The sequence below is a fragment of the Halorubrum depositum genome (genome assembly GCF_007671725.1).
Lineage (GTDB): Archaea > Halobacteriota > Halobacteria > Halobacteriales > Haloferacaceae > Halorubrum > Halorubrum depositum.
Map to the genome: position 1 here is coordinate 1282198 of NZ_VCNM01000002.1, position 25545 is coordinate 1307742.

Here is a 25545-nt window from a genome sequence, read left to right on the forward strand (position 1 = left end):
CGTCGAACTATCGGGCGACGGCGCAGACCGCCTCAGTCGTCGGCGCCGTCGGCCGCCGTTCGGGCGTTCTCCTCGATCGGCTCGCTCTCCCAGTAGGGGTGGTCCTCGTCGGCGCGGAAACACGTCGCCGAGCGGCGTTCGCCGACGTCGTACGCCGCCGGCGACGACTCGCGGCAGGCCGCCCGCGCCTCCGGACACCGCGTGTGGAACCGGCAGCCCGCGGGCGGGTTCCGCGGCGACGGTACGTCGCCGCGGAGCGTCTCGAACTCCGCCTCCCGGTCCTCGGTCGTCACCCGCGGGACGCTCGACAGCAGCGCCCGCGTGTACGGGTGCGCCGGGTCCGCGAAGATCTCGTCGACCGGCCCCGTCTCGACGATCTCGCCGAGGTACATCACGGCGACGCGGTCGCAGATGTGCCGGACGACGCCCAGGTTGTGCGCGATGAAGAGGTAGGTGAGCCCGAACTCCTCCTGGAGGTCGTCGAGGAGGTTGAGGATCTGCGCCTGCACCGAGACGTCGAGCGCGGAGACCGGCTCGTCGAGCACGATGAACTCCGGGTCGACGGCGAGCGCCCGTGCGATGCCGATGCGCTGGCGCTGGCCGCCCGAGAACTCGTGCGGGTAGCGGTCGATCTGGTCGGCGGAGAGGCCGACGCGTTCGAGCAGGTCCTTTGCGGTGTCGCGCCGCTCGGCCCGGTCGGCGATACCGTGAATCCGGAGCCCCTCGGTGACGATGTCCCCGGCGGTCATGCGCGGGTCGAGGCTGGAGAACGGGTCCTGGAAGACGATCTGCGCGCGCTTCCGGAACTCGGTCAGCTCCGCGTCGGTCATCTCCAGTAAGTCCGCCCCGTCGAAGGAGACCCGGCCGTCGGTGGCCTCGCGCAGGCGGAGCACGGTCTCGCCCGTGGTCGACTTGCCGCAGCCGGACTCGCCGACGAGCCCGAGCGTCTCGCCCTCGGCGACCTCGAAGGAGACGCCGTCGACGGCCTTCACGCTCTGCTCTTCGGCGCCGAGCACGCGGTCGAGCAGCGACTGTTCGTCCGCGTAGTACTTCCGGAGCCCCTCGACTGAGAGGAGGGGGTCGGCGGCGGCGGAGGCCGTGCCGTCGCCGTCCCCGCGGTCGGCGTCGCTCATTCCGCGTCACCTCCGAAGTGGTCCTCGGGAAGCGCCTCGCTCGGATCGTACGGGCGGTCCGCGAGGACGCACTTCGCCCCGTGTTCGGCGTCGGCGTCCACGACGCGCTCCGCGGGCTTTTCCAAGCACGACTCCATCGCCTTCGGGCAGCGGTCGGCGAAGTAACACCGGTCGTCCATCTCGGCGTCGACCAGCCCGGGGACGTTCCCCTCGATCGGCTGGAGCCGCGGTCGCGGGTCCTCCAGGTCGGGGATCGAGCCCAGGAGCCCCTCGGTGTACGGGTGGACCGAGTCGTCGAACACCGCGTCGAGCGTCCCGCGCTCCACCACCTCGCCCGCGTACATCACGCAGACCCGGTCGCACATCTCCGCGATGACGCCGAGGTCGTGGGTGATGAGGACGATGCTCATCCCGCGTTCTTCTTGGATCTCCGTGAGGAGGTTGAGGATCTGCGCCTGGATCGTGACGTCGAGCGCGGTCGTCGGCTCGTCGGCGATCAGCACGTCGGGCTCGCCGGCCAGCGCCTGCGCGATCATCGCGCGCTGGAGCATCCCGCCGGAGAACTCCCCGGGGTACTCGTCGACGCGCTCGGCGGGGTCGGGGATCCCGACCTGTTCGAGCAGCTCGATCGCCCGGTCGACGCTCTCCTCGCTGGTGTAGCCGCGGCCGGGGACGATCCCGTCGAGGAGGTACTGGCCGAGCCCGTATCCCTGCGTCCGCGACCGCGTCGACCGCGGGTTCGCCGTCGCGCGCCGCTGGACCTCGACCGCCTCGGCGATCTGCTCGCCGACCGTGATCGAGGGGTTGAAGCTGCTCATCGGGTCCTGGAAGATGGTGCTGAACGACGGGCCGCGGAGCGACCGCCGGACGCGAGGCGGGACGGTCCGGAGGTCGACGTGGTCGCCGTCGACGCCGACCGCGTCGTTCGCGCGGAACTCGTCGGCGAGGTCGGGATTCCGGTACCACACCTCGCCCTCGGTGATCCGGCCGGGCGACTCGACGAGGTCGATGAGCGACAGCGCGGTCACGGACTTCCCGGAGCCGGACTCGCCCACGATCCCGAGGATCTCGTTGTCGCGGAGGTCGAACGAGACCGACTCGACGGCGTTGATCTGCCCCTCCTCGGTGAAAAAGCGGGTCGAGAGGTCCGACACCGAGAGCAGGTCGTCGCTCCGCAGCGCGGAGCCGGCCCGCACGCCCTGGCTCATGCGGCACCCCCTTCACCCTCGATGCCCGGGTCCAGCGAGTCGCGGAGCCAGTCTCCGAGGAGGTTGATCCCGATCACGGAGAACATGATCGCGAGGCCGGGGAGCGACGCGATCCACCACTGCCCCGACGAGACGTAGTCGCGCCCCTGCGCGATGTCGAAGCCCCACGAGAGCGTCGTCCCCGAGAAGCCGAGGAAAGAGAGGGAGCTCTCCAGGAGGATGATCGCCGCCACCTGCACCGTCGCGAGGACGATGATCGGCGTGATCGCGTTCGGGAGGACGTGGTTCCAGATGATCGAGGTGTCGTCGGCGCCGAGCGCTCGGGACGCCTTGACGTACTCCTGACTCCGTAGCGAGAGCGCCTCCCCGCGGGCGACGCGGGCGAACCACACCCAGTTGACGAGGCCGACGACGATCACCACGGTTATCGGTAACACGAAGCTCTCCGGCATCTCGGGCGCGAGCCCGGCGACGACGAAGGGGTCGGGGACGTTGATCGCCGCGCGTCCCCAGAGCCCGATGAGCGCGACGGCGAGCACGAGCGACGGGAACGCGAGGCTCACGTCCGCGATGCGCATCAGGAGGTCGTCGACGTTCCCGCGGTGGTAGCCGGCGAACAGCCCGACCGGGACGCCGACGAACGCCGCGAGGAGCGTCCCGAGCACGCCGACGACCAGCGACGTCCTGGCGCCGTAGACGATCCGCGAGAGCATGTCGCGGCCGAGGCTGTCGGTGCCGAGCGGGTGTGCCGCGTCGGGGGTGACCTCGACGGTCTCGGTCACGGTCTGGAGCTCCCCGTCGACCATCTGCGAGGTCGTCCGCTCGGTGGTCTCGCTGAAGCCGAGCGGGGGGAGCTCGCTCTGGTCGAGCTGCTGTTCGGTCGGGTCGTGCGGCGCGATGAACGGCGCGAACGCGGCGGTAAACAGGATACCGACCACGAGCAGCAAGCCGATCTTCGCGAGCGCGCTGTTCCTGAACTCCGATTTGAGATTGCGGATGACACGTGCGGAAACCATCAGTCGTTCACCACTTGGGGGTCGAGATACGCGTAGACGGCGTCGACGAGGACGTTCACGAGCACGAAGCTCGTGCCGATGACGATGAGACTCCCCTGTAACACCGGCCAGTCGCGGCGGTTGATGCTGTCGATGACGAGGGTGCCGAGCCCCGGCCACGAGAACACCGCCTCGGTGATCACCGCGCCGCCGATCAGCGTGCCGAGCTGGAGGCCGAGCACCGTGATCACCGGGATGAGCGTGTTCCGGAGCGCGTGCTTGTACCGGACCAGCGTCTGCGGGAGCCCCTTCGCCTGCGCGGCCTGGACGTACCCCTTACTGAGCTCGTCTAACATTCCGGAGCGGGTGAGCCGCGTGATGAGCGCCATGAAGTACGTCCCCAAGGCGATGGCGGGGAGGGTGATGTACGCGAGCCACGCGAGCAGCGTGCCGACGAACGGCTCCGAGCCGATCACCGACAGCGCCACGTCGCCGACGTCGACGCCGCGGCCGCTGGTGTTGAACACGTCGAACTCCACCGCGAAGATCAGGATGAGCATGATCCCCAGCCAGAAGTTCGGCGTGCTGATCCCGCCGAGCGAGAACAGCGTCGCGCCGTAGTCGACCGGCTGGTTGCGCCGGGTCGCGCTGAGCACGCCGAGCGGGATCGACAGGGCGATCGCGACGACGCTCGCGGCGAGCGCGAGCTCGACCGTCGCCGGCAGCCGCGAGAACACGAGCCCGACGACCTCCTGGCCGCGGATGTACGAGAACCCCATGTCGCCGCGGAGGAGGTCGAAGATGTACTGCCCGTACTGGATGTACAGCGGCTGGTCTAAGCCGAGCTCTGCGGCGATCGCCTGTCGCGTCTCTTGGCTCGCGTCGAGCGGGGCGACCGCGTTGATCGCGCTCCCGGGCGTGACGAACCGGAGCGCGAACACGACGGTGACGACCCCCCAGACGACGCCGAGTCCCTGGAGGCTTCTTTTGAGTACGAATCTGCCGAATGACATTGATAGCGATGTGCGCGGTCGGCGCGCGTTACTGTTGAGTGGCCGTGTCGGGGTCGATGAACTCGTCGGCCCGCGGCTCCCACGAGATGTCGCCGGAGACGCCGTAGACGCTGAACTGCTGGTGGAGGAACACCCACGGGGCCAGGTCGTGAGCGAGCTGGTTCGCCTCCTGGAGGATCTCGACGCGCTCGTCGGGGTCTTCGGTGTTCTCCGCGTCGACCATGAGCTGGTCGAGCTCCTCGTTCTCCAAGATGGTGAGCGCCCCGTCGGTCGTCATGAGCGGGGTGATGGTCTGGCTTCCGTCGAACTCGCCGTTCCCCCAGCCGAGGAGGTTGAAGTGCGGCTTGTCCTCGATGTTCCCCGTCGTGATGTCCTGGACGAGCGAGGAGAACTCCCGCTGTTCGAGCTCGCAGGAGACGTTCGACAGCGAGTCGATCTGGCTCGCCGCGGCCTGCGCGATCTCGACGTCGCCGAGGTAGCGACCGATCGGGGTCTGGAGCGTGATCTCGACGCCCGCGTGGCCGGACTCCTCGACCAGCCGCTCCGCCTCGTCGGGGTCGTACGGGTACGGCTCGATGTCGGGGTTGTGACCGACGTGGCCCTCCAAGGTGGGCTGTCCGGTGATGTTGCCGAAGCCGTTGAGGACGTTCTCGATGATGCTCTCGACGTCGACGGCGTGGTTCATCGCCTGCCGGAACTGCTGGCTGGAGAACGGCTCGACGTCGTACCGCATCTGCAGGAAGATGATCCGGGCGCTCGGCACGGAGTTGATCCCGGCGACGTCGGAGCTCTCGACGCGCGAGACCTCCTGCGGCGGCACGTTCGTCACGATGTCCGTCTCCTCGGCGAGCAGGCGGTTCACGCGGGTGCTCGACTCGCTGGAGGCCTCCATCGTGAGCTCGTCGACCGGGACGTCGCCGTCCCAGTAGTCCTCGTTCGGCTCGTAGACGACCTGGTTCCCGGAGTCGTACTCGGTGACCATGAACGGCCCGGTGCCGTTCGTGTTCCGGTTGATGTAGTTGCCGTCGTTCTCCTCGACCCACGACTGCTGCATGATCGGCCCGTTCGTCGCGAACAGCTGGAAGGCGATCGGATTGAACCCCTCGAACGAGACCGTCACCTCGCCGTCACCGGCGACGACCTCGGTGACCGACCCGAGGTCGTTCGACTGCGGGCTGGCGATGCCGACGTCCTCGTCGACGATCCGGCGGATGCTGAATCTGACGTCCTCGGACGTCACCGGGTCGCCGTTGTGGAAGGAGGTCTCGCGGAGGACGAACCGGACGTCGCCCTCCTCGGTGCGCTCCCAATCGGTGGCGAGCCCGGCGATGATGCCGCCCTCCTTGTCGCGGTCGAGCAGGCCCTCGTACACCTGTCCGACGATGATCTCCGTGTTCGTCTCGGCGTGGTCCTGCGGGTCGAGCCCGGAGTCCATCTGGCCCATGGTGACCCCGATCTCGAAGGCGTCGTCGCCGCCGTCCGACCCGTCCGAACCGTCGGACCCGTCCATGCCGTCGTCGCCGTCGGACCCGTCCGAACCGTCACCGCCGTCGCCGCCGTTACCGGAACAGCCGGCGAGGCCGACCGCGGCCGCGGTGCCGGCGTACGTGAGCATCGTCCGCCTGTTGATCTGATCGTCGTTGTCAGAACTCATAGCATACCTCATACGAGGGAACGTTATGAACTTAACGACGCGAACGGCCCCGTCGGCCGTCGCTCCCGCCGGTTTCTGTCACGGTAACTGGACAAGTATCCACAGCGACTGGACAGGTATTTACGATTCCGACGGAACCACGGGTACATGCGACGGACCGATCCGGGCGAGCGGTGGGGAGACGTAGTCGCCGACACCGACGCGACGGCGACGGAGTACCGCGAGCGGGGCTGGACGGCGGTCGCCGCCCATCCCGGCGACGTGAATCCAGTCGCCGACGCGGCGCGGATCGACGTGCTGCTCCCCGGCTCGGAGTTCGAGGAGGCGAGCGCGGTCGTCGGCGACGCCGACGTCGACACGGTCCGGGTGTACGCCGCGGCGGCCGAGGGGGTCGAATACCGCCTCATCGTTGCAGAGGACGGCGACGCCGAGATCGCCGTCTGCGTGCCGACGTACCTCGGCGTCGACGAACTGGACTCGCTCCGGGCGGGCGCCGACGCGGCCGGCGCGCTCACGGTCCGACTCCGCCCCCTCGACGACCGGGACGTCGTCGAGATCGACGTGACCGACCCGACGGTCTTCTTCGACGGGACGACCGACGCCTGAGACGGGCCGTCCGGCGCGGCGACGGACCCCTTGCTCGACCGCCGTGCCGCGACCGTGATCGACCGCCGCGCCCGTGGCACGCAATATCATGTGTATCTGGGTCGGAGAACACTTCGACGTATTCATACTTGTGCGATCACGATCATTCCCATGAACCGAGCAGAGAAGGCGGCCCTCCAGCTGCAGGCGGTCGCCGTGTTGCGGATGTTGAAGGAGACGCGAACGTACGAGGAGCTCTCCGAGGTGACCGGCCTCCCCGCCGGCGACCTGAACCGGTACGTGAACGGTCACGTGCTGCCCGGCGCCGACCGGGCGAGCGAGGTCGTCGAGGCGGTCGGCCGCGACGCGCTCGCCGACGAGCTGATCGCCCGCGTCGAGTTCGACGAGGAGGGGTACGTCGACAACTCCGGCGTCGTCTTCGACCAGTCGTTCCTCGACCTGGTCGCGCCCGTCGCCGCGGAGACGTTCGCGTTCGAGTCGCCCGACGTCGTCCTCACCGCCGCCACCGACGGGATCACCCTCGGCGCGGCGATGGCCTCCTTCTTCGACGCGCGGCTCGCGTACGCCAAGAAGTCGAAGGAGACCGCCGTCGAGGAGTTCATCGAGTCGCGCCAGCGGCTCGCCTCCGGCATCGAGCTCACCTACTACCTCCCCGCGAGCGCGGTCGACGCCGGCGACACCGTGCTCGTCGTCGACGACCTGATCCGGTCGGGCGAGACGCAGGAGCTCCTCCTCGACATCGCCCTCCAGGCCGACGCCGACGTCACCGGCGTCTTCGCCCTCATCGCCGTCGGCGACGAGGGGATGGAGCGCGCGAGAGAGATCACGGACGCGCCGGTCGGCGCGCTGACGACGTTCGAGTAACGCGCCGGTGGGCGCGTCGACGACCCTCGGAGAGGCGCGCTCGCGTGGACCGCGGGTGCGCCGGTGCGAAAGTAGGCACGTTCTCGCATTTCTTTTAAATTATTGACGGCTATAACGAGATAACAATACACGTTTCTGTACATTCTCCGCGTTCGTTCAGCAAGGCTTATCATCCGATACGGAAGTAGACACATCCGTTCAATGGGGCTTTCAGACACGCTGGCTGCGCGGTTCGACGTGGAGGCGCACGACTCCGACGTCCGTACGGAGCTGGTCGCGGGGCTCACGACCTTCCTCGCGATGTCGTACATCATCGTCGTGAACCCGTTCATCCTCGCGGAGGCGATCCAGATCCCCGGCTACGAGTTCTTCGAGGTGGTCCAGATGATCGCCATCGCGACGATCCTCTCGTCCGCGCTCGCGACGCTGGTGATGGCGCTGTACGCCAACCGCCCGTTCGGGCTCGCGCCCGGACTGGGGCTCAACGCCTTCTTCGCGTTCACCGTCGTGCTCGGGCTCGGGATCCCGTGGCAGACGGCCCTCGCCGCGGTGTTCGTCGAGGGGATCCTGTTCATGCTGCTCACCGCGGTCGGCGCGCGCGAGTACGTCATCCGGCTGTTCCCCGAGCCGGTGAAGCGCTCGGTCGGCGCCGGTATCGGCCTCTTCCTCCTGTTCATCGGCTTTCAGGAGCTCCAGATCGTCGTCCCCGACGACGCGACGCTCGTCACGCTCGGCGGGATCTTCGGGAACCCGTGGGCGATCCTCGGAATCGCCGGGCTCGTCTTGACCTTCGGGCTCTGGGCGCGCGGTATCACGGGCTCGATCGTGATCGGGATCCTGACGACCTCCGTCGTCGGCTGGGGGCTCACCTTCGCCGGATTCTTCGACCGCGGCACGATCACGCCGGAGACGCTCCCGAGCGCGCAGTACGACATCTCGCCGCTCGCGGGGGCGTTCGTCGACGGGCTGGGGCAGATCGAGCCGCTCACGTTCGTCCTCGTCGTGTTCACGTTCTTCTTCGTCGACTTCTTCGACACCGCCGGGACGCTCATCGGCGTCTCGCAGTTCGGCGACTTCCTCGACGAGGACGGCGACCTCCCCGACATGGACAAGCCGCTGATGGCCGACGCGGTGGGGACGACCGCCGGCGCGGTGCTCGGCACCTCCACGGTGACGACGTACATCGAGTCGTCGACCGGCGTCGAGGAGGGCGGTCGCACCGGCCTGACGGCTCTCGTCATCGCGCTGCTGTTCGTCGCCTCGCTCGCGGTGATCCCCGTCGTCGCCGCCATCCCGGAGTACGCCTCCTTCATCGCGCTGATCGTCGTCGGTGTGATGATGTTGCAGGGGCTCGTCGAGGTCGACTGGTCGGACCCGGCGTGGGCGGTCTCCGCGGGGCTCACGGTCACCGTGATGCCGTTCGCCTACTCGATCGCTGACGGGCTGGCCGCCGGCATCGTCGCCTACCCGCTGATCAAGGTCGCGGTCGGCGAGTACGACGAGGTCGCGCTCGGTCAGTACGTCATCGCGGCGCTGCTCGCCGCCTACTACGTGCTGCAGACGCGCGGTGTCATCCTCTGAGGCGCGTCGCCGTCGCGGCTCCTTTTAAACATAACCGCCGGCCGTGCGCGCCGCGCGCATCTCCCGCCGTACTTCTTTACGCGTCTACGCCTAAGGGAGGGTGATGGCAAATCTGACGCTCTACGAACTGGAGGGCTGCCCGTACTGCGCGAAGGTGAAGACCAAGCTCGCCGAGCTCGATCTCGAGTACGAGTCGGTGATGGTGCCGCGCTCGCACTCCGAGCGCACCGAGGTCGAGGAAGTCAGCGGGCAGACCGGCGTGCCCGTCCTCGTCGACGAGGCGAACGGGATCGAGGGCATGTCCGAGAGCGACGACATCGTCGAATACCTCGACGAGACGTACGGGAGCGCGAGCTGAGCCGGCGGCGGGAGTCCCGGTAACGGCCGGCTTCTCGCGATTTCGATCGCGAGGCTATTTATCCGACGGTCGCCACGTGCGGAGCGTGCGACTCGTCCACCGCAGCGCGCAGGCCGAGAGCGACGCGGCGACCGTCGCCGACGCGGAACTCGCCGACGGCGACCGCGAGCCGACCGTCCTCGCCGACGACGTCGACGTCGCCCGGTCGACGCTCGAACAGGGCCGCGGGCTGATGTTCAGACGCTCGATCTCCGAGGGCTACGCGCTCGTCTTCCCGTTCGAGGAGGCCGGCGCGCAGTGGCTCCACATGCTGTTCGTCCCGTTCGCGATCGACGCGCTGTGGCTCGTCGACGGCGAGGTGCGGAAGCGAAAGCGGCTCGCCCCGTTCGTCGGGCTGGCTCGGGGGCGGGCCGACACGGTCGTCGAACTCCCCGCGGGCGCCGCCGCCGACGTCGCCGTCGGCGACGAGGTCCGGCTCGTCGACTGATCCGAGCCGCGACGAGTCGACCCTACTCCTCGTCCTTCGAACCCTACCCGCCGTCCGCCGTGCGGAGCTCCATCTCGATCCGCGTGCCGCCGGCCTTGCTCTCGCCGATGTCGAAGCCGCCGCCGCCGGCGCTGACGATCCAGTTGACGTACCAGAGCCCCAGCCCGCTGGCGTGCTCCAGCGGCGTCTCCTCGCCGGTGAGCACCGCGCGCTCGGCGGGCGGGATCCCCGGCCCGTCGTCGGCGACGACCAGGGAGGTCCACGACTCGCTGGGGAGCTCGGCGGCCGTGACGCTCACCGAGGGACGGGCCGCGTCGCTGTGCCGGATCGCGTTGTCGACGAGCTCCGCGATCGCCTCGGCGAGGTAGCCGACCGCCGACACCGCGATCCCCTCCGAAACGTCGACCGCGATGTCGGCGCGCTCGCGGAGCTCCGGCGGGACCGTCACCAGCGCCTCCTCGACCGTGTCTGCGAGATCCGTCGGCCGGGGGGTCGGCCGGTCGGCGAGCAGCCGCTCGACTCGGCGCGAGGTCTCCCCGACGCGCAGCAGCCGCTCGGCGGTGTCGACGACGCGCTCCAGCTCGGCGACGAGCTCGGGGTCGTCGACCTCGTCGATCGCCCGCTCCGTGAACCCCGTGACGACGTTGAGGTCGTTCCGGAAGTTGTGGCGGAGCACCCGGGTCAACACGGCGAGCCGCTCCTCACGGAGGGACGCCTCGGTGACGTCCTCGCCGACCCCGACCGCGCCGACGACATCGTCGCCGTCGATGACCGGGCCGAGCGAGAGCCGGTACGGGACGCGCTCCCCCGACCGGGTGACGAGCGTCGCCTCGCACTCCGCGCTCCGCCCCTCGCCGTAGACCGACTGGAGCGCGTCGGCGACGGCGTCGCGGGTCTCGTCGTCGAACAGCGACGTCAGCGCGGTCCCGGAGAGCTCCTCGCCCTCGTAGCCGGCGTCGGCGGCGAGCCGGTCGTTCCACCGCGAGAGGGTGCCGCGCGCGGTGCACTGAAACAGCGCGGCCGGGACCGTCGCGGCGATCGCGTCGGTGACCCGGAGCTGCGACCGGAGCCGCTCCTCGGCGGTGACCCGGTCGGTGACGTCGGTCAGGCCGACGATCAGCCACTCGCGGCCGGCGACCGTCGCGGCGCGGACGGCGAGTTCGAGGCGCCGCGTCGGGGCGCTCGCGACGGTCCACTCGAAGCGAGTGACGCCATCGACGTCGCGCGCGGCGTCGACGGCCGCGCCGACCGGGTCGCCGCCGGCCGTCGTCTCCGACTCGCCGAGGTCGTCGAGCCCCGTCAGCGTCAGCGCGCCGCGGTCGCGGTCGAGCAGGTCCGCCGCCGGCGCGTTGGCCGCGCGGATCGCGCGGCTCTCCGGGTCGCACGCGAGCGTCGGCGTCGGGACCGCGTCGACGAACGAGCGGAGGACGGCCGGGACCGCGTCGCCGTCCGGTGCGCTCGGCGGCCGCTCCTCGACCGGGCGGTCGCCGTCTCCGGGCGGAGGGGCGCCGTCCGCGTCTCGGTCCGTCTCGCGATCGCGTCCCATACGTAAGCGGGCTGACGGGTCCTTCGTTTATGTGTTTATGGATCGGGTCGCCGAGACGGAACCGGCCGGTCAGTCCGCCTTCGCCTGCCAGTCCCGGACGGTGTCTGCGCCGACGCCGTCGACGTCGGCGGCGAGGTCGTCCGGGTCCGCGGACTTGAGGTCGTCGACGCCGTCGACGCCGACGTCCTGCAGCTTCTCGGCCGTCTTCTCGCCGATCCCCTCGACGGTCTGGAGCTCCGACCCCTCCTGCCGGGCGGTGAACTCGCGGTAGTTGCAGATCGGACAACCGAGCTCCCACGGCTCGTCGCCGGAGTGGACCCGGAGGTGCGGGAGGTCGTGCTCCTCGCAGCGCTCGTCGGTGACCTCGATCTCGCCGCGGCGGGGGAGCGGCAGCGAGTAGTCGCAGTCGGGGTAGCGCGTGCAGCCGACGAGCCGAGAGCCGGAGCGGAGGCGCTTGATGGCCAGCTCGCCGCCGTCTTCGTCGCCGCAGTCGGGGCAGACGCCGATCACCTCGTCCTCCTGGTCGTCGGCCTCGTCGGCCTTGCACTGCGGGCAGCCGTGGACGAACGTCTTCCGGCCCGCGAGCATCTTCACGTGCCGGAGGTCGTGCTCCTCGCAGCTCTCGTCTAAGATAAGCGGCTTGCCCGTGGAGGGGAGCGGGAGGGTGTGCTCGCAGTCGGGGTAGCCGTCGCAGCCGACGAAGTACGACCCCTGTCGGGACTTCCGAACGAGGAGGTCCGCGCCGCACTCGGGGCAGGGGCCGAGCGTCTTGTCCGCCTTCAGCGACTTCTGCAGGTGGTCGCCGACGGCGTCGCGGGACTCGGTGAGGTCGTCGAATACGCGGTCGAGCAGCTCGCGGGACGCCTCCGTCACCTCGTCGTACCCCTTCTCGCCGGCCGCGATCGCCTGCATGTCGCGCTCCAGCTGCGCGGTCATCTCCTCGCTGACGATGTGCTCGGCGAACTCCTCGGCCGCCTCGACGACCGCCTCCGCGAGCCGGGTCGGCCGCGGCGGGTCGCTCTCGATGTAGTTACGGTCGTACAGCTTCTCTAAGGTGCGGTGGCGGGTCGCCTTCGTGCCGACGCCGCGCTTCTCCATCTCCTCGATGAGCCGCGACTGGCCGTAGCGGCGGGGCGGCTGGGTCTCCTTCGCGTCGGTGCGGCGGTCGTCGAGCGCGAGCGTCTCGCCGACCTCCACGTCGGGGACGATCCGCTCGTCGCTGGAGCGGTACGGATAGACGTCGTGGTAGCCCGCCTCCAGGAGCCGCTTGCCGTTCGCCTTCAGCCGGAGCCCGCCGTCGGCGACGAGGTCGGCGGGGCCGTCGGCGTCTTCGGGATTGCGAAGGGCGGCGAGCCCGTCCGCGCCCTCGGCGATCGCGGTCGCCCCGCCGTTCGCGAGCGCGACGACGCGGAGCCGCTCCCACGTCGCCGGCTCGGCGCAGGTCGCCAAAAAGCGCCGGACGATCAGCTCGTACACCTCCCACTCGTCCTCCGAGAGGTCCGAGGCGGACGGGAGCTCCCCGGTCGGGTGGATCGGCGGGTGGTCGGTCGTCTCCTCGTCGCCCTCGGTGGGCTCGATCTCCTCCCGGTCGAGCAGGCTCTTCGCGTCTTTCCCGAACGTCGAGGCGGCCGAGAGCTCCTCTATCAGCTCGCGGGGCTCTAAGTCCTCGGGGTACACCGTGTTGTCCGTCCGCGGGTAGGTGACGTAGCCGGCGGTGTACAGGTCCTCCGCGAGCGACATGGCGCGCTGGGCGGAGTAGCCGAGCGACCCGGCGGCGCGGATGAACGCCGTGGTGTTGAACGGGGTCGGCGGCTCGTCGGTGCGCGTCCGGCGGTTCACGTCGTCGACGACGGCCTCGTCCGCCGCCGCCAGCGCCTCCGTGAGCACCTCGGCGACGTCGCCGTCCCAGACGCGCTGGGCCTCGTTGCCCTCGTCGTTCAGGTAGAAGTAGCGCGCCTCGAAGGGGTCGCCGCCGGACTTCGTCAGGTTCCCGTACAGCTCCCAGTACGACTCGGGGTCGAACGCCTGGATCTCGCGCTCGCGGTCGACGATGAGCTTGAGCGTCGGCCCCTGCACCCGGCCGACCGAGATGAAGTCGTCGCCGAGCTGGCGGGCCGATAAGGAGAGGAAGCGGGTGAGCGCCGCGCCCCACGTGAGGTCGATCACCTGGCGGGCCTCGCCGGCGGCCGCGAGGTCGAAGTCGAGCTCGTCGGGGTTCGCGAACGCCTCGTTGACCTCGTTGTCGGTGATCGAGGAGAACCGGACCCGGTCGATGGATGCGTCCTCGTTCACCTCGCGCACCAGCTCGTACGCCTCCTTGCCGATCAGTTCGCCCTCGCGGTCGTAGTCGGTCGCGATGACGACCCGGGAGGCGTTCCGTGCGAGCGTCCGGAGCGCGGCGACGATCCCCTCCTGGGTGGGTTCCTTCGTGACCGGCGCGTCGATGAGCTCGACCGGCTCGACGTCGCGCCAGTCGTTGTACTCGGCCGGGAAGTCGACGCCGACGACGTGGCCCGAGAGGCCGATACAGCGCTTGCCGCCCCATTTGTACACGTTGACGTCGTTCCGCCGCTCCGTCGTCGCGGACTCGCCGCTCAGGATCTCGGCGATGCGGCGCGCCGCGTTGTCCTTCTCCGTGATTATCAGCTCGGGGCCGCGACTCATTGCCCCGGGATAGGCGGGTCCTCCGTCTAAAGGTTTCGTGACACAAGTTAAGATCGCCCGCACGCGCGTGAGACGAGCGTCGGTCTCCGTCCGCGCGCTTCCCCTCGGCTTCGTCGTCCCGCTACTCCTCGCTTTCCTCGTCTTCCTCGGTCGGCACGCCCGCGAGGTTCCCCTCCTCGTCGAACAGCTTGGTGCGGAGGAACCGCGCGCGGTAGCGGTTCGCGCCCTCCTTCGTGTCCGCTTCGCGGATCTCGTCTATCCGCCCGTCCGCGACCGCGTCGACGATGTCCTCGACCTGCTCCTTCTCGCTCGGCGTCAGCTCGAACTCGTACGTCCGCGGCTGCTCGCTCTCCAGCCGCGTCCACTTGCGGGCGGCCGAGACGACGACCGAGCAGGGCTCACGGCAGGGGAAGACGCCGTCGCCGCCGTCGACGTCGAGGTCGGTCTCGTCGTCGTACTCCCACTCGCGGCGCTTCAGACACTGCGAGTCGTCGCAGCACGCCTCCGCGACCCAGTTCACGTGCTCGTGGCCCTCGCCGCGGTCCCACGTCTTCACGACCCCGTAGATGCCCGACTGGCGCTCCATCGTCTCGCGCCAGTGGCTCACGTCGAGCTCGCCCTCCCGCTCGCGGTGCCAGTTGGCGACCGTCGCGGGGTATATCGTCTCGACCGCCTCGTAGGCGTCCCGGGGGCCGAGCTCCGGGAAGACCCATCCGCCCGCGAGCGACGGCGCGGTCTTGAGGGGGCGGTAGCGTCCCTTCTCGTCGTACGTGACGAGTTCGCGTGCGTCGAGCGGGTCCTCGTACGCGTCGAGCTCGTCGACCGGGACGCCGGCGTCGTCGGCGTGGCGCACGTCGTACCGGCGCTCCCCGCGGTCGGTTATCGTGGCCGTGATCTTCAGTTCGCCCCACGCGCGCTCGATCCCCTCCGCGAGCGCGGCGTAGCGGGTCGCCACCGTCGCGCCGTCGGCGTCCTCCAACCAGCGCAGGAACGCCCGGCGGGGACCGAACTCGCCGACGACGCGCTCGAAGGTGTACCAGTCCGTGACCGCGGGGGCGCGCTCGGCGAGCGCCTCGTGGAGCTCGCCCTCCGTCAGCCCGGTGCGGCGGTCGCCGTCGGCGAAGACGTACCGGTCCTCGTCGATGTCGCCGCGCAGGTCGGGAGCGACGCTGAACCCCTCGAACCGGAGCGGGTCGCCGGGCGTCTTGTCGGAGAGCGCGTCGAGGACCGCGTCGAAGGCGTCGCTCGGGAGGTCGATCGAGGGCACCTCGGGATCGCTTCCGGAGTCTGCCGACTCCGCGGCGGGTTCTGACATCGTCAGTCCCCCGTGGCGACGCGGGTGGTCTCGCGCACGTCGTCGAGCGCGCCTCCGAGGTCGGCGCCGGCGTCGGCCGCGCGCTCCATGACGACGTCGGCCATCAGGGGCTCGGTGCCCACGGCGCCGGCGTACCAGATTCGGGTCCCGTCCACCGCGGTCGGCACGTCGTACCCCTCCGTGTGGTCCTCGCAGAGCCCGACGTCCTCCGGGATGTCCTCCTGGGTGTGGTAGCCGTCGGCGATGAACAGCGGGACGAGGACGACGTCGTCGCTCTCGAAGAAGTCGGGGAGGTCGTCGACCTCGGGGTCCTCGTCCATGTACAGCGCCTCCACCTCGTCGAAGCGGTCCCGCTCGGCGATCCGGTCGGCGTGGTACTCGATCGCCTTCGCCGAGTTCTCGTTGCGCTCGGTGCCGTGGCCGACGACGGCGAGGCCGAACCCGTCGCCCACGTCGGGGTCGCCGGTGACCGACTCCGCGCGCCGGACGATCACGTCGGTCATCGCGCGGTGGGTCCCCACCGGGCCGCAGTAGTGGACCTCGCGGTCGATGTCCTCGGCGACGAGCGTTGCCTGGTCGGCCGAGAGGCCGTCCGAGTCCCACGCTGAGACGTCCCAGCCGTCGAGCCGGAGCTCGCGCGGGATCACCTGCTCGGTGAAGTACCCCTCCGAGACGAACAGCGGGACGACGTAGACCTCGTCGCCTTCGACGGTGCGGAGCACCTCCCGGAAGTGCGGTTCCTCCTTCCAGAAGCCGGTCTTCACCTCGTCGAACGCGCCGGTCGCGCGGATCGTGTCCGCGTGGTCGTACGTCGGCGCGCTCGACTCCGGATTGAGGTGCGAGCCGTGTGCGACGATGACGAGCGACTGCATACCCACGCTGGGGGCGCGCCGCTCTTAGGGACTTCGGCACGTGCGGCGCGGCGGGAACGCGGCGGCCGCGCGCTCCGCCGCGCTCCGGCGGGATGACGGTCGCCGATCCGGACCGAAATCGCCATGGCGGCCCGCGCCGCACTCCCGACCATGTCGCTGGCAGCCGACACCCGCGAAGCGGCCCGGGCCCGCCCGTTCGTCCTCGACGCGCTCCGCGCCGGCGTGTTGAACCACAGCGCCGCCGCCGCGTGGCTCGCCGACGAGGCCGACCTCGGCGGCGGTGACGCCGACGCGGACACCGACGCGATCGCGACCGCGCTCCGCCGATTCCGGGAGGATCTCCCCGCGTACGCGACCGCCGAGCGCGCGGCGAGCGTGTCGATGCGGAGCGGGGTCGGGGTGCTCGAGGGGAAGCGAGACGCCGCCGGCGACGGCGCCGACTCCCTCCTCCGGGTCGGCGGCGCGGCGGTCGTCTCCGAGGGACGCGACACCGCCGTCCTCGCGACCGGCGACGTCGACGCCGGGGTGCTCGCGACCGTCCTCCGCCGCCTCGACGCCGCCGACGTCGACGTCGCGGCGGCGGGAGTCGCCGGGGACGCCCTCGTCGTCGTCGTGGGGCGGCGCGACGGCGCGACGGCGGTGCGGGTCGCCGAGAACGCGCTGACGGCGGTGCCGACCGACGGCGCCGCCGGCGCGGACGGATGAGACCCCGCACGCTTTTCTAACGCGGTCTGATAGGTAGGGGCGATGAACGCCGTCACGCTCGGTCCCGCCGGCACGTACTCACACCGTGCGGCGCGGGCCGTCGCCGCCGAGGTGTCGTTCCGCGAGTCGGTCACCGCCATCGTCGACGCCGTCGCCTCCGGCGAGTTCGAGCGGGGAGTCGTGCCCATCGAGAACAGCATCGAGGGCTCCGTCACGGAGAGCCTCGACGCGCTGGCGGAGTACGACGTCGCGGTCACCCGCGAGGTGGTCACCCCGATCCGGCACGCCCTCCTCGCGCAGGGGTCCGAGTTCGAGGTCGTCGCCAGCCACTCGCAGGCGCTCGCGCAGTGCCGGAACTGGCTCGAGGAGCACTACCCGGACGCCGGCCTCGAGGCGGTCGCCTCCACCGCCCGCGGGGTCGAGCGCGCCCGCGAGGACGCCCGCATCGCCGGGATCGGCCACCCGGACAACGCCGGCGACGACCTCACCATCCTCGCGGAAGACATCCAGGACCGCACCTCCAACGCGACCCGGTTCCTCGTCGTCGCGCCCGCGTCCGCGCGCTCGGACGCCGGCGGGAAGACCACTCTCATCGTCTACCCGAACGCGAACTACCCCGGGCTCCTGCTGGAGCTGTTGGAGGCGTTCGCCGACCGCAACCTCAACCTCTCGCGGATCGAGTCGCGCCCGAGCGGGGAGCGCCTCGGCGACTACCTGTTCCACTTCGACGTCGACGCCGGGCTCTACGAGGACCACATGGCGAAGGCGGTCGAGGACGTCGAGGCGATCGCCGACAACGGGTGGGTGCGCGTGCTGGGCTCGTACGACACCGAACACGTGCTGGAGTAGCGCTTTCCGTCCGGTTTCGGTCCGTTCCGAACCCGTTCCTCTCGTCCCGACGATCGACCGAAACCGGCAATATCGACGGAGATTTGGGCCTCTTTACTGCGGAAATATGGTTACTTTCACAAAATAGTTGATTGCATACTGTGGCGTTCGTACGCGTGGGTATATCCCATGAACGCTAACAGACGGACGGTACTCAGGGGCGTCGGCGCGGGAACAGCAACGCTACTCGGCGGGGTCGGTGCGGCCGCGGCCAGGCCGCCGAGCGAGGGCGACACCATCGTCGACGTGGCCGCCGCGGCCGACGGCTTCGACGTGCTCGTCGCCGCGGTCCAGGAGGTGGGCCTCGTCGAGACGCTGAGCGGGAACCGGCAGCTGACCGTGTTCGCGCCGACCGACGCGGCGTTCAACGCCGCCAACATCACTGTCGACAACGTGGACGAAGTGGACGACGAGTTCCTGCTCGACGTCCTCACTTATCACGTCACGCCCGGTCGCCGTGACGCGGAGTCGGTCACCACGTCGGACGAGCTGCCGACGCTGAACGGCGCGAAGGTCGACGTGGAGGGGACCAACCTCAACGGCGACCAGGCCGATATCGTCGATACGAACATCGAGGCGTCGAACGGCTTCATCCACGTCATCGACGGCGTGTTGCTGCCGTAGCGGGCCCCGCAGTCCGATGGTCCCCGACGACGTGACGCGCCCTCCCTCCGCCGCGGTACGGGTATCCGCGCGTTTATGTATCACACCGCCGTTGAATTCGGTCGATGGAGCCGGTTCTCTGGCAGGTGTTGGCCGGGACGCGGGGCGGCCCCAATCGGGCCCGCCTGCTCCGCGCGCTCGACGAACGGCCGCGGAACGCCAACCAGCTCGCCGAGGACCTCGATCTCGCGTACAAGACCGTCAGACACCACCTCGAGGTGCTCGAGGAGAACGGCGTGGTCGAGAGCACCGAACAGAGCTACGGTGCGGTTTATCTGCCGACCGACCGAACCCGGAATCACTGGGAGACCGTCGAGAACATCATCGACCAAGTGGAGTGAGCATGACCCGAACCTGGAACGCAACGGCCGACAGCGGAATCGACGGGGGCGCGGAATGACCCTCACGCTCGACGTGGCGCGAGTCGCCGCGGCGGTGAACATCCTGCTGCTGCTCGTCCTCGTCGGAATCTGGGGACGGAACTACCTCGAGATCCGCTCGAAGCACACCCTCGGATCGACGCTGTTCGCGCTCTTTCTGCTCGCCGAGAACGCGCTGGCGCTGTTCTACTACCTCAACCCGCCCCAGATGTCGACGCCGGCGGTCAGAGCGATGATGTACCTCCAGATCCTGGAGTTCGTCGGGATCGCCTTCCTCGTCTACGTGACCTGGGACTGACGCCGCCGTCTTCTCTTCTGCCTCCGCCCGCCCCACCCTACTCGAACCGGTACGTCGCCCCGTCCGGCCCGTCCTCGATCTCGACGCCGACCTCGCGGAGCGCGTCGCGTAGCTCGTCGGCGCGCTCGTAGTTGCCGGCTTCCCGCTCGGCCTCGCGCACGTCCAGGATCAGCTCGACGAGCTCGCCGGCCAGCTCCACGTCGCCGTCGCTCTCCGTCTCGAACTGGAGCCCCAGCACGTCGCCGCCGAGCGCCTCGAACGCCTCGACCGCCTCGCGGAGGCCGCGGTAGTCGTAGGCGTCGCCCGGTCCGTCGTCGCCGGTTCCACTCCCGTCCACCCCGTCCACGTGCCGGTTCACGGCGTCCGTCAGCTCCAGCAGCGCGGCGGTCGCCTCTCGGAGGTTCAGGTCGTCGTTCATCGCCGCGGCGAACTCGTCTCGGGCGGTCGCGACCGTCTCGCGGAGCTCGCCGTCTTCGGCCTTCGCGCGGGCGTTCACCGAGTCGAGCGCGTCGACGGCGCGGTCGTAGGTCCGGGAGAGGCGCTCCCAGCGCTCCTCGGCCTCCGCGATCGTCTCCTCGGTGAGCGCCTGCTCGGAGCGGTAGGCGGCGCCGGCGTAGAAGGTGCGGATCACGTTGACGCCGAGCTCCTCTAAGGCGTCCGGAACGGTCCAGAAGTTGCCGATCGAGGAGGACATCTTCTCGCCCTCCATCTCCAGGAGGCCGACGTGGAGCCAGTGGCGGGCGAACGTCTCGCCGGTCGCCGCCTCCGACTGCGCAATCTCGTTCTCGTGGTGCGGGAAGACCAGATCGCGCCCGCCCATGTGGATATCGAGGGTGTCGCCGAGGTGCGTCGTCGACATCGCCGAGCACTCGACGTGCCACCCCGGGCGCCCCTCGCCCCACGGGGAGTCCCACGTCTCGCCCTCCGGCACGGCGTCGCCGTGGTCGTGCTTCGCGTGCTCGCGCGCGGCGGTCTCGCTCACGCCCCCGGCCTTCCACAGCGCGAAGTCCGAGGGGTTGCGCTTCTCCGACCGCTCGTCCGGCTCGCCCTGCGCCTCCAGCTCGTCGACGTCCTGGTTCGAGAGCTTCCCGTACTCCTCGAACGTCGTGACGTCGAAGTAGACGGAGCCGTTCGACTCGTAGGCGTACCCCTTCTCGACGAGCGTCTCGACGAGGTCGCGGATCTCCGGCACGTGCTCGGTGACGCGGGGGTACACCTCCGCGCGCAGGAGGTTCAGCCCGCGCATCGCGTCGAAGGTGGTCGCGGTGAACGCCTCTGCCACGTCGCGCTCGGCGGCCCACTCGTCGCGCTCGCCGACGCGGGCCGTGATCTTCTCGTTGACGTCGGTGACGTTCTCGACGTGACGCACGTCGTAGCCGAGGTGCGCCAGCCACCGGTGGAGGACGTCGGCGTGGAACCACAGCCGGGCGTGGCCGAGGTGGGGGTCGTCCGACACCGTCAGCCCGCAGACGTACAGCGTGACGTCGCCGTCGGCCGTGAACTCGACGCGCTCGTCTGCCAGGGTGTCGGTAACGACGAGACTCATTAGCGGGTGATTGCCGGGGTGAGACTTTTAAATCGTCGGATCGCGCGAAGGTACGGGGACGAGCCCTCCCGATGCTCCGGCCGCTCGGAGGCGCGCGCCACGCACCGCCGCATGCGATTAATACGCCGTCGTCACTCCTCCTGTGTCGTCCACGCCGCGTCGTAGCCCGCGTCGCGCACCGCCTTCAGGACCCGATCGACGTGGGCCGGACCGTTGGTCTCCACCTCGAACACGAGGTCGGCGTCGCCGACCGGCAGGTCCGGCCGGCTGCGTTCGTGGCGCACCGTCCGGATGTTCGCGCGCTCCGCGCCGATCAGGGTGGCGATCTCCCCCATCGTCCCCGGCGTGTCGTCGATCCGGACGGACAGCTCGATCAGCTGATGGCGGTCGACCAGCGCGTGAGTCACCACCTCCTTCAGCGTCGTGACGTCGATGTTGCCGCCGCAGAGCAGCGGAACGACCGTCTCGCCGGCCATACCGAGCTCGTCGACGGCGTCGTCGTCGAGGAGGGCGGCCGCCGCGGTCGCGCCCGCACCCTCGATCATCTGCTTCGCGCGCTCCAAGAGGAGCAGGATGGCGTTCGCCACGTCGTCGTCGCTGATGACGACCGTCTCGTCGAGGTGTTCCCGCAGGAGCCCGAAGGTGAGCTCGCTCAGTCCGCCGGTCGCGATCCCGTCCGCGATGGTGTCCGGCTCCTCCCGCGTCACGAGCTCGCCCGCCCGCAGGCTCTCCGAGAGCGTCGACGCCCCCTCGGTCTGAACGCCGACCACCCGCGTCTCCGGCGATCGGGCCTTGACCGCGGTGGCGACCCCGCCCGCGAGCCCGCCGCCCCCGACGGGAACGAGGACGGTGTCGACTTCGGGCACCTGTTCGAGCACCTCCAGCCCGAGCGTGCCCTGGCCGGCGACGACGTCCGGGTCGTCGAACGCGTGGACGAACCGGACCCCGGGCTCGTCGGTCAAGGTCCGGGCGTGTGACATCGCCTCCGGGAACGCGCTCCCCCGGAGGACCACCGACGCGCCGTACCCGCGGGTCGCCTCGATCTTCGCCGCCGGCGCCGACTCCGGCATCACGATCGTCGCGTCGATCCCCGCGTCGGCCGCCGCGAGGGCGACCCCCTGCGCGTGGTTGCCCGCGCTCGCGGCCACCACGCGGTCGATCCCGGGGCCGTCGTCGGCGTCCCCCTCGGCCGACGCGTTCCCCTCGACGGCCAGCGAGATCGCGTTGTACGCGCCGCGGGTCTTGAACGAGCCGCTACGCTGGAGGTGTTCCATCTTCAGCCGAACGTCGGCGCCGCACCGATCGCTCAGCGATCGGCTCCGCTCGACCGGCGTCCGCTGGACGATATCGGTCGCGGCGATCCGGTCCGCGGCGGCCTCGACGTCCGCGAGCGTGACGGAGGACATGACGGCGGTGTTCGCGCGATCGGCTCAAAAGGGCTCGGGTGGGAAGCGGGGTCGCAGCGGACCGTTCCGTCCGCCGCGGGAAGCCGCCGAATGAGGATCTCACCGCTTCCCGAGCGCCTCCTCGAAGAGCCGCTGCGCGCGCTCGTCCCCTCTCGCGGTCGACGATCGGGTGCGGGTAGCCGAGGACGATCGCACCGCGTTCCACCCGAAATTCACCCGTGCGCTTAAGCCGACGAGCCCGAAGCGGGGGTATGGAACCGCTCGTCGTCGCCATCCTCGTCGGCGTCCCGCTCGCGTGGCTCGTCGGCTTCGCGGCGTACGTCTACGTCGACGCGCCGAAACACGGGATGGACCGGCGGAAGTGGGCGCTCATCGCCTTCGTCGTCCCGCTGTTCGGGCTCTTCGCGTACCTCTTCGAGCGCGACGAGCAGTCGTACGACCCCTCCGAAGACCCGTACGCCGGCGGGAGCGACGCGCGAAAGGCCGGCCTCGCGGTCCACGAGAACCGGCGCGGCGAGAAGCCGCTCGGCCCGGCGGGAACCGAGGCCGACGACGAGGCGGACGAGGACGACGAGTGGGACGATCCCCCGGGCGTCGACCTCGACGAGGACTGACGCGCCGGCCGGTGGGCCGACCGCGGCGACTCACAGCACGTCCAGCAGCGCCGCCCGCCGCCGGTCGAGGTCGAACGCGGCGTCCGCGGCGTCGAGCCGCTCGAGGAACGCGAAGACGTCGGCGCCCGACCGCTCCGCGTGCTCGACGAGCGCCTCGATCGAGGCGCGGTTGAGCGCGAACGACTCCAACTGGCCGCAGACGAGCGCGAGCGCGACGCCGGCCTCGCCGGCGGGGAACGCGGGGTCGACCGCGGAGAGGTCGGCGGGAGAGCCGTCGGCATCGATGTCGCCCTCGTCGATATCGACCCCGTCGTCGCTCCCGTCGGCGGCGAACGTCCGCAGACAGCGGGTGCAGATCGCCGTCCTCGCGGCCGGCGCGTGCTCGCGGATCGCGGACGGGACGGCGAACGCGACGAGGTCGGCGTCACAGCGGGGACAGGACATGAGAAGCGAGATGGATGAGACGACGGGTTCGACCGGTAGGACGGCGCGAGTCGACGGAAGCGGTCAGTCCGCGGGCTCCGGCTCCTCGGTCGCGGCCGCCTCGGCGGCGGCCTCGGCTTCCGCCTCCGCCTTCTCCTCTTCCTCCTTCTTGGCCTTGATCTTCTTCAGGCGGAAGATCTCCTCGCGCTCCTGCTCTTCGAGCTTCTGCTCGATGTACTCCTGGTTCTCGTAGAGGGTCGGGAGGAGCGTGAACTCCAGGGCGTTCACGCGGCGCTTGGTGGTCTCGATCTCCGTGAGCATCTTCTTCATGGCAGTCTCGACCTCCGCCGCGAGGATGATCTTCTCTAACAGCTCCTCGTAGGCGTCGGCGGCCTCGTCGATGCGGGCGGAGGAGCCGAGCAGCCCGTAGCCGCGCTCGTCGAGGCTCTTCTTCACCTTCGACGACTCGATCTGCGGGACGACCACGCCCATGATGTTCTTCGACTGGGTGGTGATCTCCGGGTGCTCTTTCAGCGCCGCGGCCGCGCCGCGGACGGCGACGTCGCCCTCCATCGCCCGGGCCATGTCGATCTTGCGCTGGGCCGTCTCGTAGTTCTCGGACACGTCGGAGCGGACGTCCTGCGCCTGATCGAGGATGTCCATGAACTCCATGATGAGGCCGTCGCGCTTCTGTTCGAGGGTGTCGTGACCGCGCTCGGAGAGCTCGATGCGGTCCTCGATCGCCATCAGGTTCTTCCGCGTCGGTTTGACGTCCTTGGCCATCTTATTGGGGGAACGTTCCGCTCCGAGGCGGATAATTCTTTTCAGTCGTGACGTGTCGCGCGCGAGCGGCGCCCGCCGACGCCGCCGCTAGCCGAGGGCGAAAAGCGGAAAGAAAGCCGCGTCAGTCGGCCGCTTCGACGACTTCGCGCTCGGAGTCGTCCTCGCGGTAGTGCTCCTCGATGAACTCCTCGTCGATCCGGTTGAGGGCGTCCGTCGGAAGCATCGAGAGCAGGTCCCAGCCGATTTCCAGCGTCTCCTCGATGTCGCGATTCGTGTCGAAGCCCTGGTCGACGAACTCCGACTCGAACGCGTCCGCGAAGTCGAGGTACTTGTTGTCGAGCTCCGAGAGCGCCTCGCGCCCGACGATGTTCACGAGGTCGCGCAGGTCCTCGCCCTCCGCGTACGCCGCGAACATCTGGTCTTTCACGTCGGCGTGGTCCTCGCGGGTGAGCCCCTCGCCGATGCCGTCGTCCATCAGCCGCGACAGGCTGGGGAGCACGTTGATCGGCGGCTGCAGGCCCTGACTGTTGAGGTCGGGGTCGACGTAGATCTGCCCCTCCGTGATGTACCCGGTCAGGTCCGGGATCGGGTGGGTGTCGTCGTCGCCCGGCATCGTGAGGATCGGGATCTGCGTCACCGACCCGTCACGACCCTGGATCCGCCCGGCGCGCTCGTACAGCTGCGCCAGGTCGGTGTACATGTATCCGGGGTAACCCCGGCGACCCGGGACCTCCTCGCGGGCCGCCCCGATCTCCCGGAGCGCCTCGCAGTAGTTGGTCATGTCCGTCAGGATGACGAGGACGTGGTAGTCCTTCTCGAAGGCGAGGTACTCGGCCGTGGTGAGCACCATCCGCGGGGTGACCGTCCGCTCGACGGCGGGGTCGTCCGCGAGGTTCATGAAGACGACGGAGCGCTCCAGCGCACCGGTGCGCTCGAAGTCCTCCATGAACTCGTTCGCCTCCTCCTGGGTGATCCCCATCGCGCCGAAGATGACGGCGAACTCGGAGCTCTCCTCGTCGTCGCCCTCCTCCTCTTCCGGCACGCTCGCCTGCCGGGCAATCTGCATCGCCAGCTCGCTGTGCGGCTGCCCGGAGCTGGAGAAGATCGGGAGCTTCTGGCCGCGGACGAGGGTGTTCATCCCGTCGATCGCGGAGACGCCCGTCTCGATGAACTCCTCGGGGTACTCCCGGGAGTACGGGTTGATCGCCGCGCCGACGATGTCCTGGCGTTCCTCGGGGACGATCTCCGGGCCGTCGTCGATCGGGCGGCCGGAGCCGTCGAGGACCCGCCCGAGGAGGTCCTCGGTGACGGGCATCTTCATCGTCTCGCCCAGGAAGCGGACGGACGCGTTCTGGTCGATACCGGAGGTGCCCTCGAACACCTGGATGGCGACGACGCCCTCCGAGGATTCGAGCACCTGTCCGCGCAGCGTCTCCCCCTGTGCCGTCTCGATCTCGACGATCTCGTCGTAGCCGATCGCCTCGTCGACCTCGGCGTACACGAGGGGGCCGCTGATCTCGGTGATTGTCTGATACTCTTTCAT

The 25545-nt window shown here is 69.7% G+C and carries 25 protein-coding genes; 11 read left to right on the forward strand and 14 right to left on the reverse strand.

Annotated features, from left to right (window positions below; genetic code table 11):
• Positions 1-32: 32 nt before the first annotated feature.
• From FGM06_RS13880 to FGM06_RS13900, 5 genes are read right to left on the reverse strand one after another with little or no spacing between them, the layout of a single operon-like run.
• A complete protein-coding gene (locus FGM06_RS13880) occupies positions 33-1133 on the reverse strand; it encodes an ABC transporter ATP-binding protein (RefSeq protein WP_144799820.1) in 1101 nt (366 codons plus the stop codon).
• On the reverse strand, positions 1130-2341 hold the full coding sequence (locus FGM06_RS13885) for an ABC transporter ATP-binding protein (RefSeq protein ID WP_144799821.1): 1212 nt from the start codon (positions 2339-2341) through the stop codon (positions 1130-1132). The genes FGM06_RS13880 and FGM06_RS13885 overlap by 4 nt, the downstream gene beginning before the upstream one ends.
• Positions 2338-3357 carry an ABC transporter permease gene (locus FGM06_RS13890; protein ID WP_144799822.1) on the reverse strand — a complete coding sequence of 340 codons (1020 nt, stop codon included), beginning with the start codon at positions 3355-3357 and terminating at the stop codon, positions 2338-2340. Before FGM06_RS13890 ends, FGM06_RS13885 begins: the two co-directional genes overlap by 4 nt.
• On the reverse strand, positions 3357-4349 hold the full coding sequence (locus FGM06_RS13895; protein WP_144799823.1) for an ABC transporter permease: 993 nt from the start codon (positions 4347-4349) through the stop codon (positions 3357-3359). The genes FGM06_RS13890 and FGM06_RS13895 overlap by 1 nt, the downstream gene beginning before the upstream one ends.
• A gap of 28 nt (positions 4350-4377) precedes the next feature.
• Complete coding sequence (locus FGM06_RS13900; RefSeq protein ID WP_144799824.1) at positions 4378-6003, reverse strand: ABC transporter substrate-binding protein; 1626 nt, start codon at positions 6001-6003, stop codon at positions 4378-4380.
• Positions 6004-6150: 147 nt separating this feature from the next.
• Between FGM06_RS13900 and FGM06_RS13905 the strand changes: the two genes are divergently transcribed.
• The 5 genes from FGM06_RS13905 (at position 6151) to FGM06_RS13925 (ending at position 9899) form a co-directional block, all read left to right on the forward strand.
• Positions 6151-6609: a DUF7529 family protein gene (locus tag FGM06_RS13905; protein WP_144799825.1), complete on the forward strand. Its 459-nt coding sequence runs from the start codon at positions 6151-6153 to the stop codon at positions 6607-6609.
• Between the two features lie 150 nt (positions 6610-6759).
• Positions 6760-7473, forward strand: a complete 714-nt coding sequence (locus tag FGM06_RS13910) for a phosphoribosyltransferase family protein (RefSeq protein WP_144799826.1) — start codon at positions 6760-6762, stop codon at positions 7471-7473.
• A 201-nt stretch (positions 7474-7674) separates the two neighbouring features.
• The gene (locus tag FGM06_RS13915; protein ID WP_144799827.1) at positions 7675-9054 is read left to right on the forward strand and encodes an NCS2 family permease; all 1380 of its coding nucleotides are present in this window, start codon (positions 7675-7677) and stop codon (positions 9052-9054) included.
• A 103-nt stretch (positions 9055-9157) separates the two neighbouring features.
• Positions 9158-9412 (forward strand): glutathione S-transferase N-terminal domain-containing protein, encoded by a 255-nt coding sequence (locus tag FGM06_RS13920; RefSeq protein ID WP_144799828.1) that lies wholly within the window; start codon positions 9158-9160, stop codon positions 9410-9412.
• Between the two features lie 76 nt (positions 9413-9488).
• On the forward strand, positions 9489-9899 hold the full coding sequence (locus FGM06_RS13925; protein ID WP_186311027.1) for a DUF192 domain-containing protein: 411 nt from the start codon (positions 9489-9491) through the stop codon (positions 9897-9899).
• Positions 9900-9942: 43 nt separating this feature from the next.
• Here FGM06_RS13925 and FGM06_RS13930 read toward each other — a convergent pair whose 3' ends face one another.
• The 4 genes from FGM06_RS13930 to FGM06_RS13945 form a co-directional block, all read right to left on the reverse strand.
• The gene (locus tag FGM06_RS13930) at positions 9943-11445 is read right to left on the reverse strand and encodes an ATP-binding protein (protein ID WP_144799830.1); all 1503 of its coding nucleotides are present in this window, start codon (positions 11443-11445) and stop codon (positions 9943-9945) included.
• A gap of 69 nt (positions 11446-11514) precedes the next feature.
• A complete protein-coding gene (locus FGM06_RS13935) occupies positions 11515-14109 on the reverse strand; it encodes a DNA topoisomerase I (RefSeq protein ID WP_144799831.1) in 2595 nt (864 codons plus the stop codon).
• Between the two features lie 121 nt (positions 14110-14230).
• A complete protein-coding gene (locus tag FGM06_RS13940) occupies positions 14231-15424 on the reverse strand; it encodes a DR2241 family protein (RefSeq protein ID WP_144799832.1) in 1194 nt (397 codons plus the stop codon).
• Between the two features lie 2 nt (positions 15425-15426).
• Positions 15427-16296 (reverse strand): CbiX/SirB N-terminal domain-containing protein, encoded by an 870-nt coding sequence (locus FGM06_RS13945; RefSeq protein WP_144799833.1) that lies wholly within the window; start codon positions 16294-16296, stop codon positions 15427-15429.
• 150 nt (positions 16297-16446) lie between these two features.
• Here FGM06_RS13945 and FGM06_RS13950 point away from each other — a divergent pair, with 150 nt between their 5' ends.
• The 5 genes from FGM06_RS13950 to FGM06_RS13970 all read left to right on the forward strand — a co-directional run bounded on the left by FGM06_RS13950 (position 16447) and on the right by FGM06_RS13970 (position 19230).
• Entirely contained in the window at positions 16447-17001 is a 555-nt protein-coding gene (locus FGM06_RS13950; RefSeq protein WP_144799834.1) for a DUF7523 family protein, read from the forward strand.
• 42 nt (positions 17002-17043) lie between these two features.
• Positions 17044-17850: a prephenate dehydratase gene (gene pheA / locus FGM06_RS13955; RefSeq protein WP_144799835.1), complete on the forward strand. Its 807-nt coding sequence runs from the start codon at positions 17044-17046 to the stop codon at positions 17848-17850.
• Between the two features lie 168 nt (positions 17851-18018).
• Positions 18019-18513, forward strand: a complete 495-nt coding sequence (locus FGM06_RS13960) for a fasciclin domain-containing protein (RefSeq protein ID WP_144799836.1) — start codon at positions 18019-18021, stop codon at positions 18511-18513.
• A gap of 104 nt (positions 18514-18617) precedes the next feature.
• A complete protein-coding gene (locus tag FGM06_RS13965) occupies positions 18618-18893 on the forward strand; it encodes an ArsR/SmtB family transcription factor (RefSeq protein WP_144799837.1) in 276 nt (91 codons plus the stop codon).
• Positions 18894-18948: 55 nt separating this feature from the next.
• Positions 18949-19230 (forward strand): hypothetical protein, encoded by a 282-nt coding sequence (locus FGM06_RS13970; protein ID WP_144799838.1) that lies wholly within the window; start codon positions 18949-18951, stop codon positions 19228-19230.
• Between the two features lie 37 nt (positions 19231-19267).
• Here FGM06_RS13970 and cysS read toward each other — a convergent pair whose 3' ends face one another.
• Both cysS and ilvA read right to left on the reverse strand, forming a co-directional pair.
• Complete coding sequence (gene cysS / locus FGM06_RS13975) at positions 19268-20776, reverse strand: cysteine--tRNA ligase (protein ID WP_144799839.1); 1509 nt, start codon at positions 20774-20776, stop codon at positions 19268-19270.
• A 131-nt stretch (positions 20777-20907) separates the two neighbouring features.
• Entirely contained in the window at positions 20908-22182 is a 1275-nt protein-coding gene (gene ilvA / locus FGM06_RS13980) for a threonine ammonia-lyase (RefSeq protein ID WP_144799840.1), read from the reverse strand.
• 251 nt (positions 22183-22433) lie between these two features.
• Between ilvA and FGM06_RS13985 the strand changes: the two genes are divergently transcribed.
• Positions 22434-22796 (forward strand): hypothetical protein, encoded by a 363-nt coding sequence (locus tag FGM06_RS13985; RefSeq protein ID WP_144799841.1) that lies wholly within the window; start codon positions 22434-22436, stop codon positions 22794-22796.
• 30 nt (positions 22797-22826) lie between these two features.
• Here the strand turns inward: FGM06_RS13985 and FGM06_RS13990 are convergent, their stop codons facing one another.
• The 3 genes from FGM06_RS13990 to FGM06_RS14000 form a co-directional block, all read right to left on the reverse strand.
• Entirely contained in the window at positions 22827-23240 is a 414-nt protein-coding gene (locus FGM06_RS13990; RefSeq protein ID WP_144799842.1) for a DUF6276 family protein, read from the reverse strand.
• A 63-nt stretch (positions 23241-23303) separates the two neighbouring features.
• The gene (locus tag FGM06_RS13995; RefSeq protein WP_144799843.1) at positions 23304-24002 is read right to left on the reverse strand and encodes a V-type ATP synthase subunit D; all 699 of its coding nucleotides are present in this window, start codon (positions 24000-24002) and stop codon (positions 23304-23306) included.
• 121 nt (positions 24003-24123) lie between these two features.
• Positions 24124-25545 carry a V-type ATP synthase subunit B gene (locus tag FGM06_RS14000; RefSeq protein WP_144799844.1) on the reverse strand — a complete coding sequence of 474 codons (1422 nt, stop codon included), beginning with the start codon at positions 25543-25545 and terminating at the stop codon, positions 24124-24126.

Excerpts from the sequence above, each read along its gene's own strand:
- FGM06_RS13910 (WP_144799826.1), top strand. The coding sequence starts at position 6,760 with ATGAACCGAGCAGAGAAGGCGGCCCTCCAGCTGCAGGCGGTCGCCGTG.
- FGM06_RS13900 (WP_144799824.1), bottom strand. The coding sequence starts at position 6,003 with ATGAGTTCTGACAACGACGATCAGATCAACAGGCGGACGATGCTCACG.
- FGM06_RS13970 (WP_144799838.1), top strand. The coding sequence starts at position 18,949 with ATGACCCTCACGCTCGACGTGGCGCGAGTCGCCGCGGCGGTGAACATC.
- ilvA (WP_144799840.1), bottom strand. The coding sequence starts at position 22,182 with ATGTCCTCCGTCACGCTCGCGGACGTCGAGGCCGCCGCGGACCGGATC.
- FGM06_RS13990 (WP_144799842.1), bottom strand. The coding sequence starts at position 23,240 with ATGTCCTGTCCCCGCTGTGACGCCGACCTCGTCGCGTTCGCCGTCCCG.
- FGM06_RS13945 (WP_144799833.1), bottom strand. The coding sequence starts at position 16,296 with ATGCAGTCGCTCGTCATCGTCGCACACGGCTCGCACCTCAATCCGGAG.
- FGM06_RS13885 (WP_144799821.1), bottom strand. The coding sequence starts at position 2,341 with ATGAGCCAGGGCGTGCGGGCCGGCTCCGCGCTGCGGAGCGACGACCTG.
- FGM06_RS13915 (WP_144799827.1), top strand. The coding sequence starts at position 7,675 with ATGGGGCTTTCAGACACGCTGGCTGCGCGGTTCGACGTGGAGGCGCAC.
- FGM06_RS13895 (WP_144799823.1), bottom strand. The coding sequence starts at position 4,349 with ATGTCATTCGGCAGATTCGTACTCAAAAGAAGCCTCCAGGGACTCGGC.
- FGM06_RS13965 (WP_144799837.1), top strand. The coding sequence starts at position 18,618 with ATGGAGCCGGTTCTCTGGCAGGTGTTGGCCGGGACGCGGGGCGGCCCC.
- cysS (WP_144799839.1), bottom strand. The coding sequence starts at position 20,776 with ATGAGTCTCGTCGTTACCGACACCCTGGCAGACGAGCGCGTCGAGTTC.
- pheA (WP_144799835.1), top strand. The coding sequence starts at position 17,044 with ATGAACGCCGTCACGCTCGGTCCCGCCGGCACGTACTCACACCGTGCG.
- FGM06_RS13960 (WP_144799836.1), top strand. The coding sequence starts at position 18,019 with ATGAACGCTAACAGACGGACGGTACTCAGGGGCGTCGGCGCGGGAACA.
- FGM06_RS13985 (WP_144799841.1), top strand. The coding sequence starts at position 22,434 with ATGGAACCGCTCGTCGTCGCCATCCTCGTCGGCGTCCCGCTCGCGTGG.
- FGM06_RS13930 (WP_144799830.1), bottom strand. The coding sequence starts at position 11,445 with ATGGGACGCGATCGCGAGACGGACCGAGACGCGGACGGCGCCCCTCCG.
- FGM06_RS14000 (WP_144799844.1), bottom strand. The coding sequence starts at position 25,545 with ATGAAAGAGTATCAGACAATCACCGAGATCAGCGGCCCCCTCGTGTAC.
- FGM06_RS13950 (WP_144799834.1), top strand. The coding sequence starts at position 16,447 with ATGTCGCTGGCAGCCGACACCCGCGAAGCGGCCCGGGCCCGCCCGTTC.
- FGM06_RS13905 (WP_144799825.1), top strand. The coding sequence starts at position 6,151 with ATGCGACGGACCGATCCGGGCGAGCGGTGGGGAGACGTAGTCGCCGAC.
- FGM06_RS13920 (WP_144799828.1), top strand. The coding sequence starts at position 9,158 with ATGGCAAATCTGACGCTCTACGAACTGGAGGGCTGCCCGTACTGCGCG.
- FGM06_RS13935 (WP_144799831.1), bottom strand. The coding sequence starts at position 14,109 with ATGAGTCGCGGCCCCGAGCTGATAATCACGGAGAAGGACAACGCGGCG.
- FGM06_RS13890 (WP_144799822.1), bottom strand. The coding sequence starts at position 3,357 with ATGGTTTCCGCACGTGTCATCCGCAATCTCAAATCGGAGTTCAGGAAC.
- FGM06_RS13940 (WP_144799832.1), bottom strand. The coding sequence starts at position 15,424 with ATGTCAGAACCCGCCGCGGAGTCGGCAGACTCCGGAAGCGATCCCGAG.
- FGM06_RS13880 (WP_144799820.1), bottom strand. The coding sequence starts at position 1,133 with ATGAGCGACGCCGACCGCGGGGACGGCGACGGCACGGCCTCCGCCGCC.
- FGM06_RS13995 (WP_144799843.1), bottom strand. The coding sequence starts at position 24,002 with ATGGCCAAGGACGTCAAACCGACGCGGAAGAACCTGATGGCGATCGAG.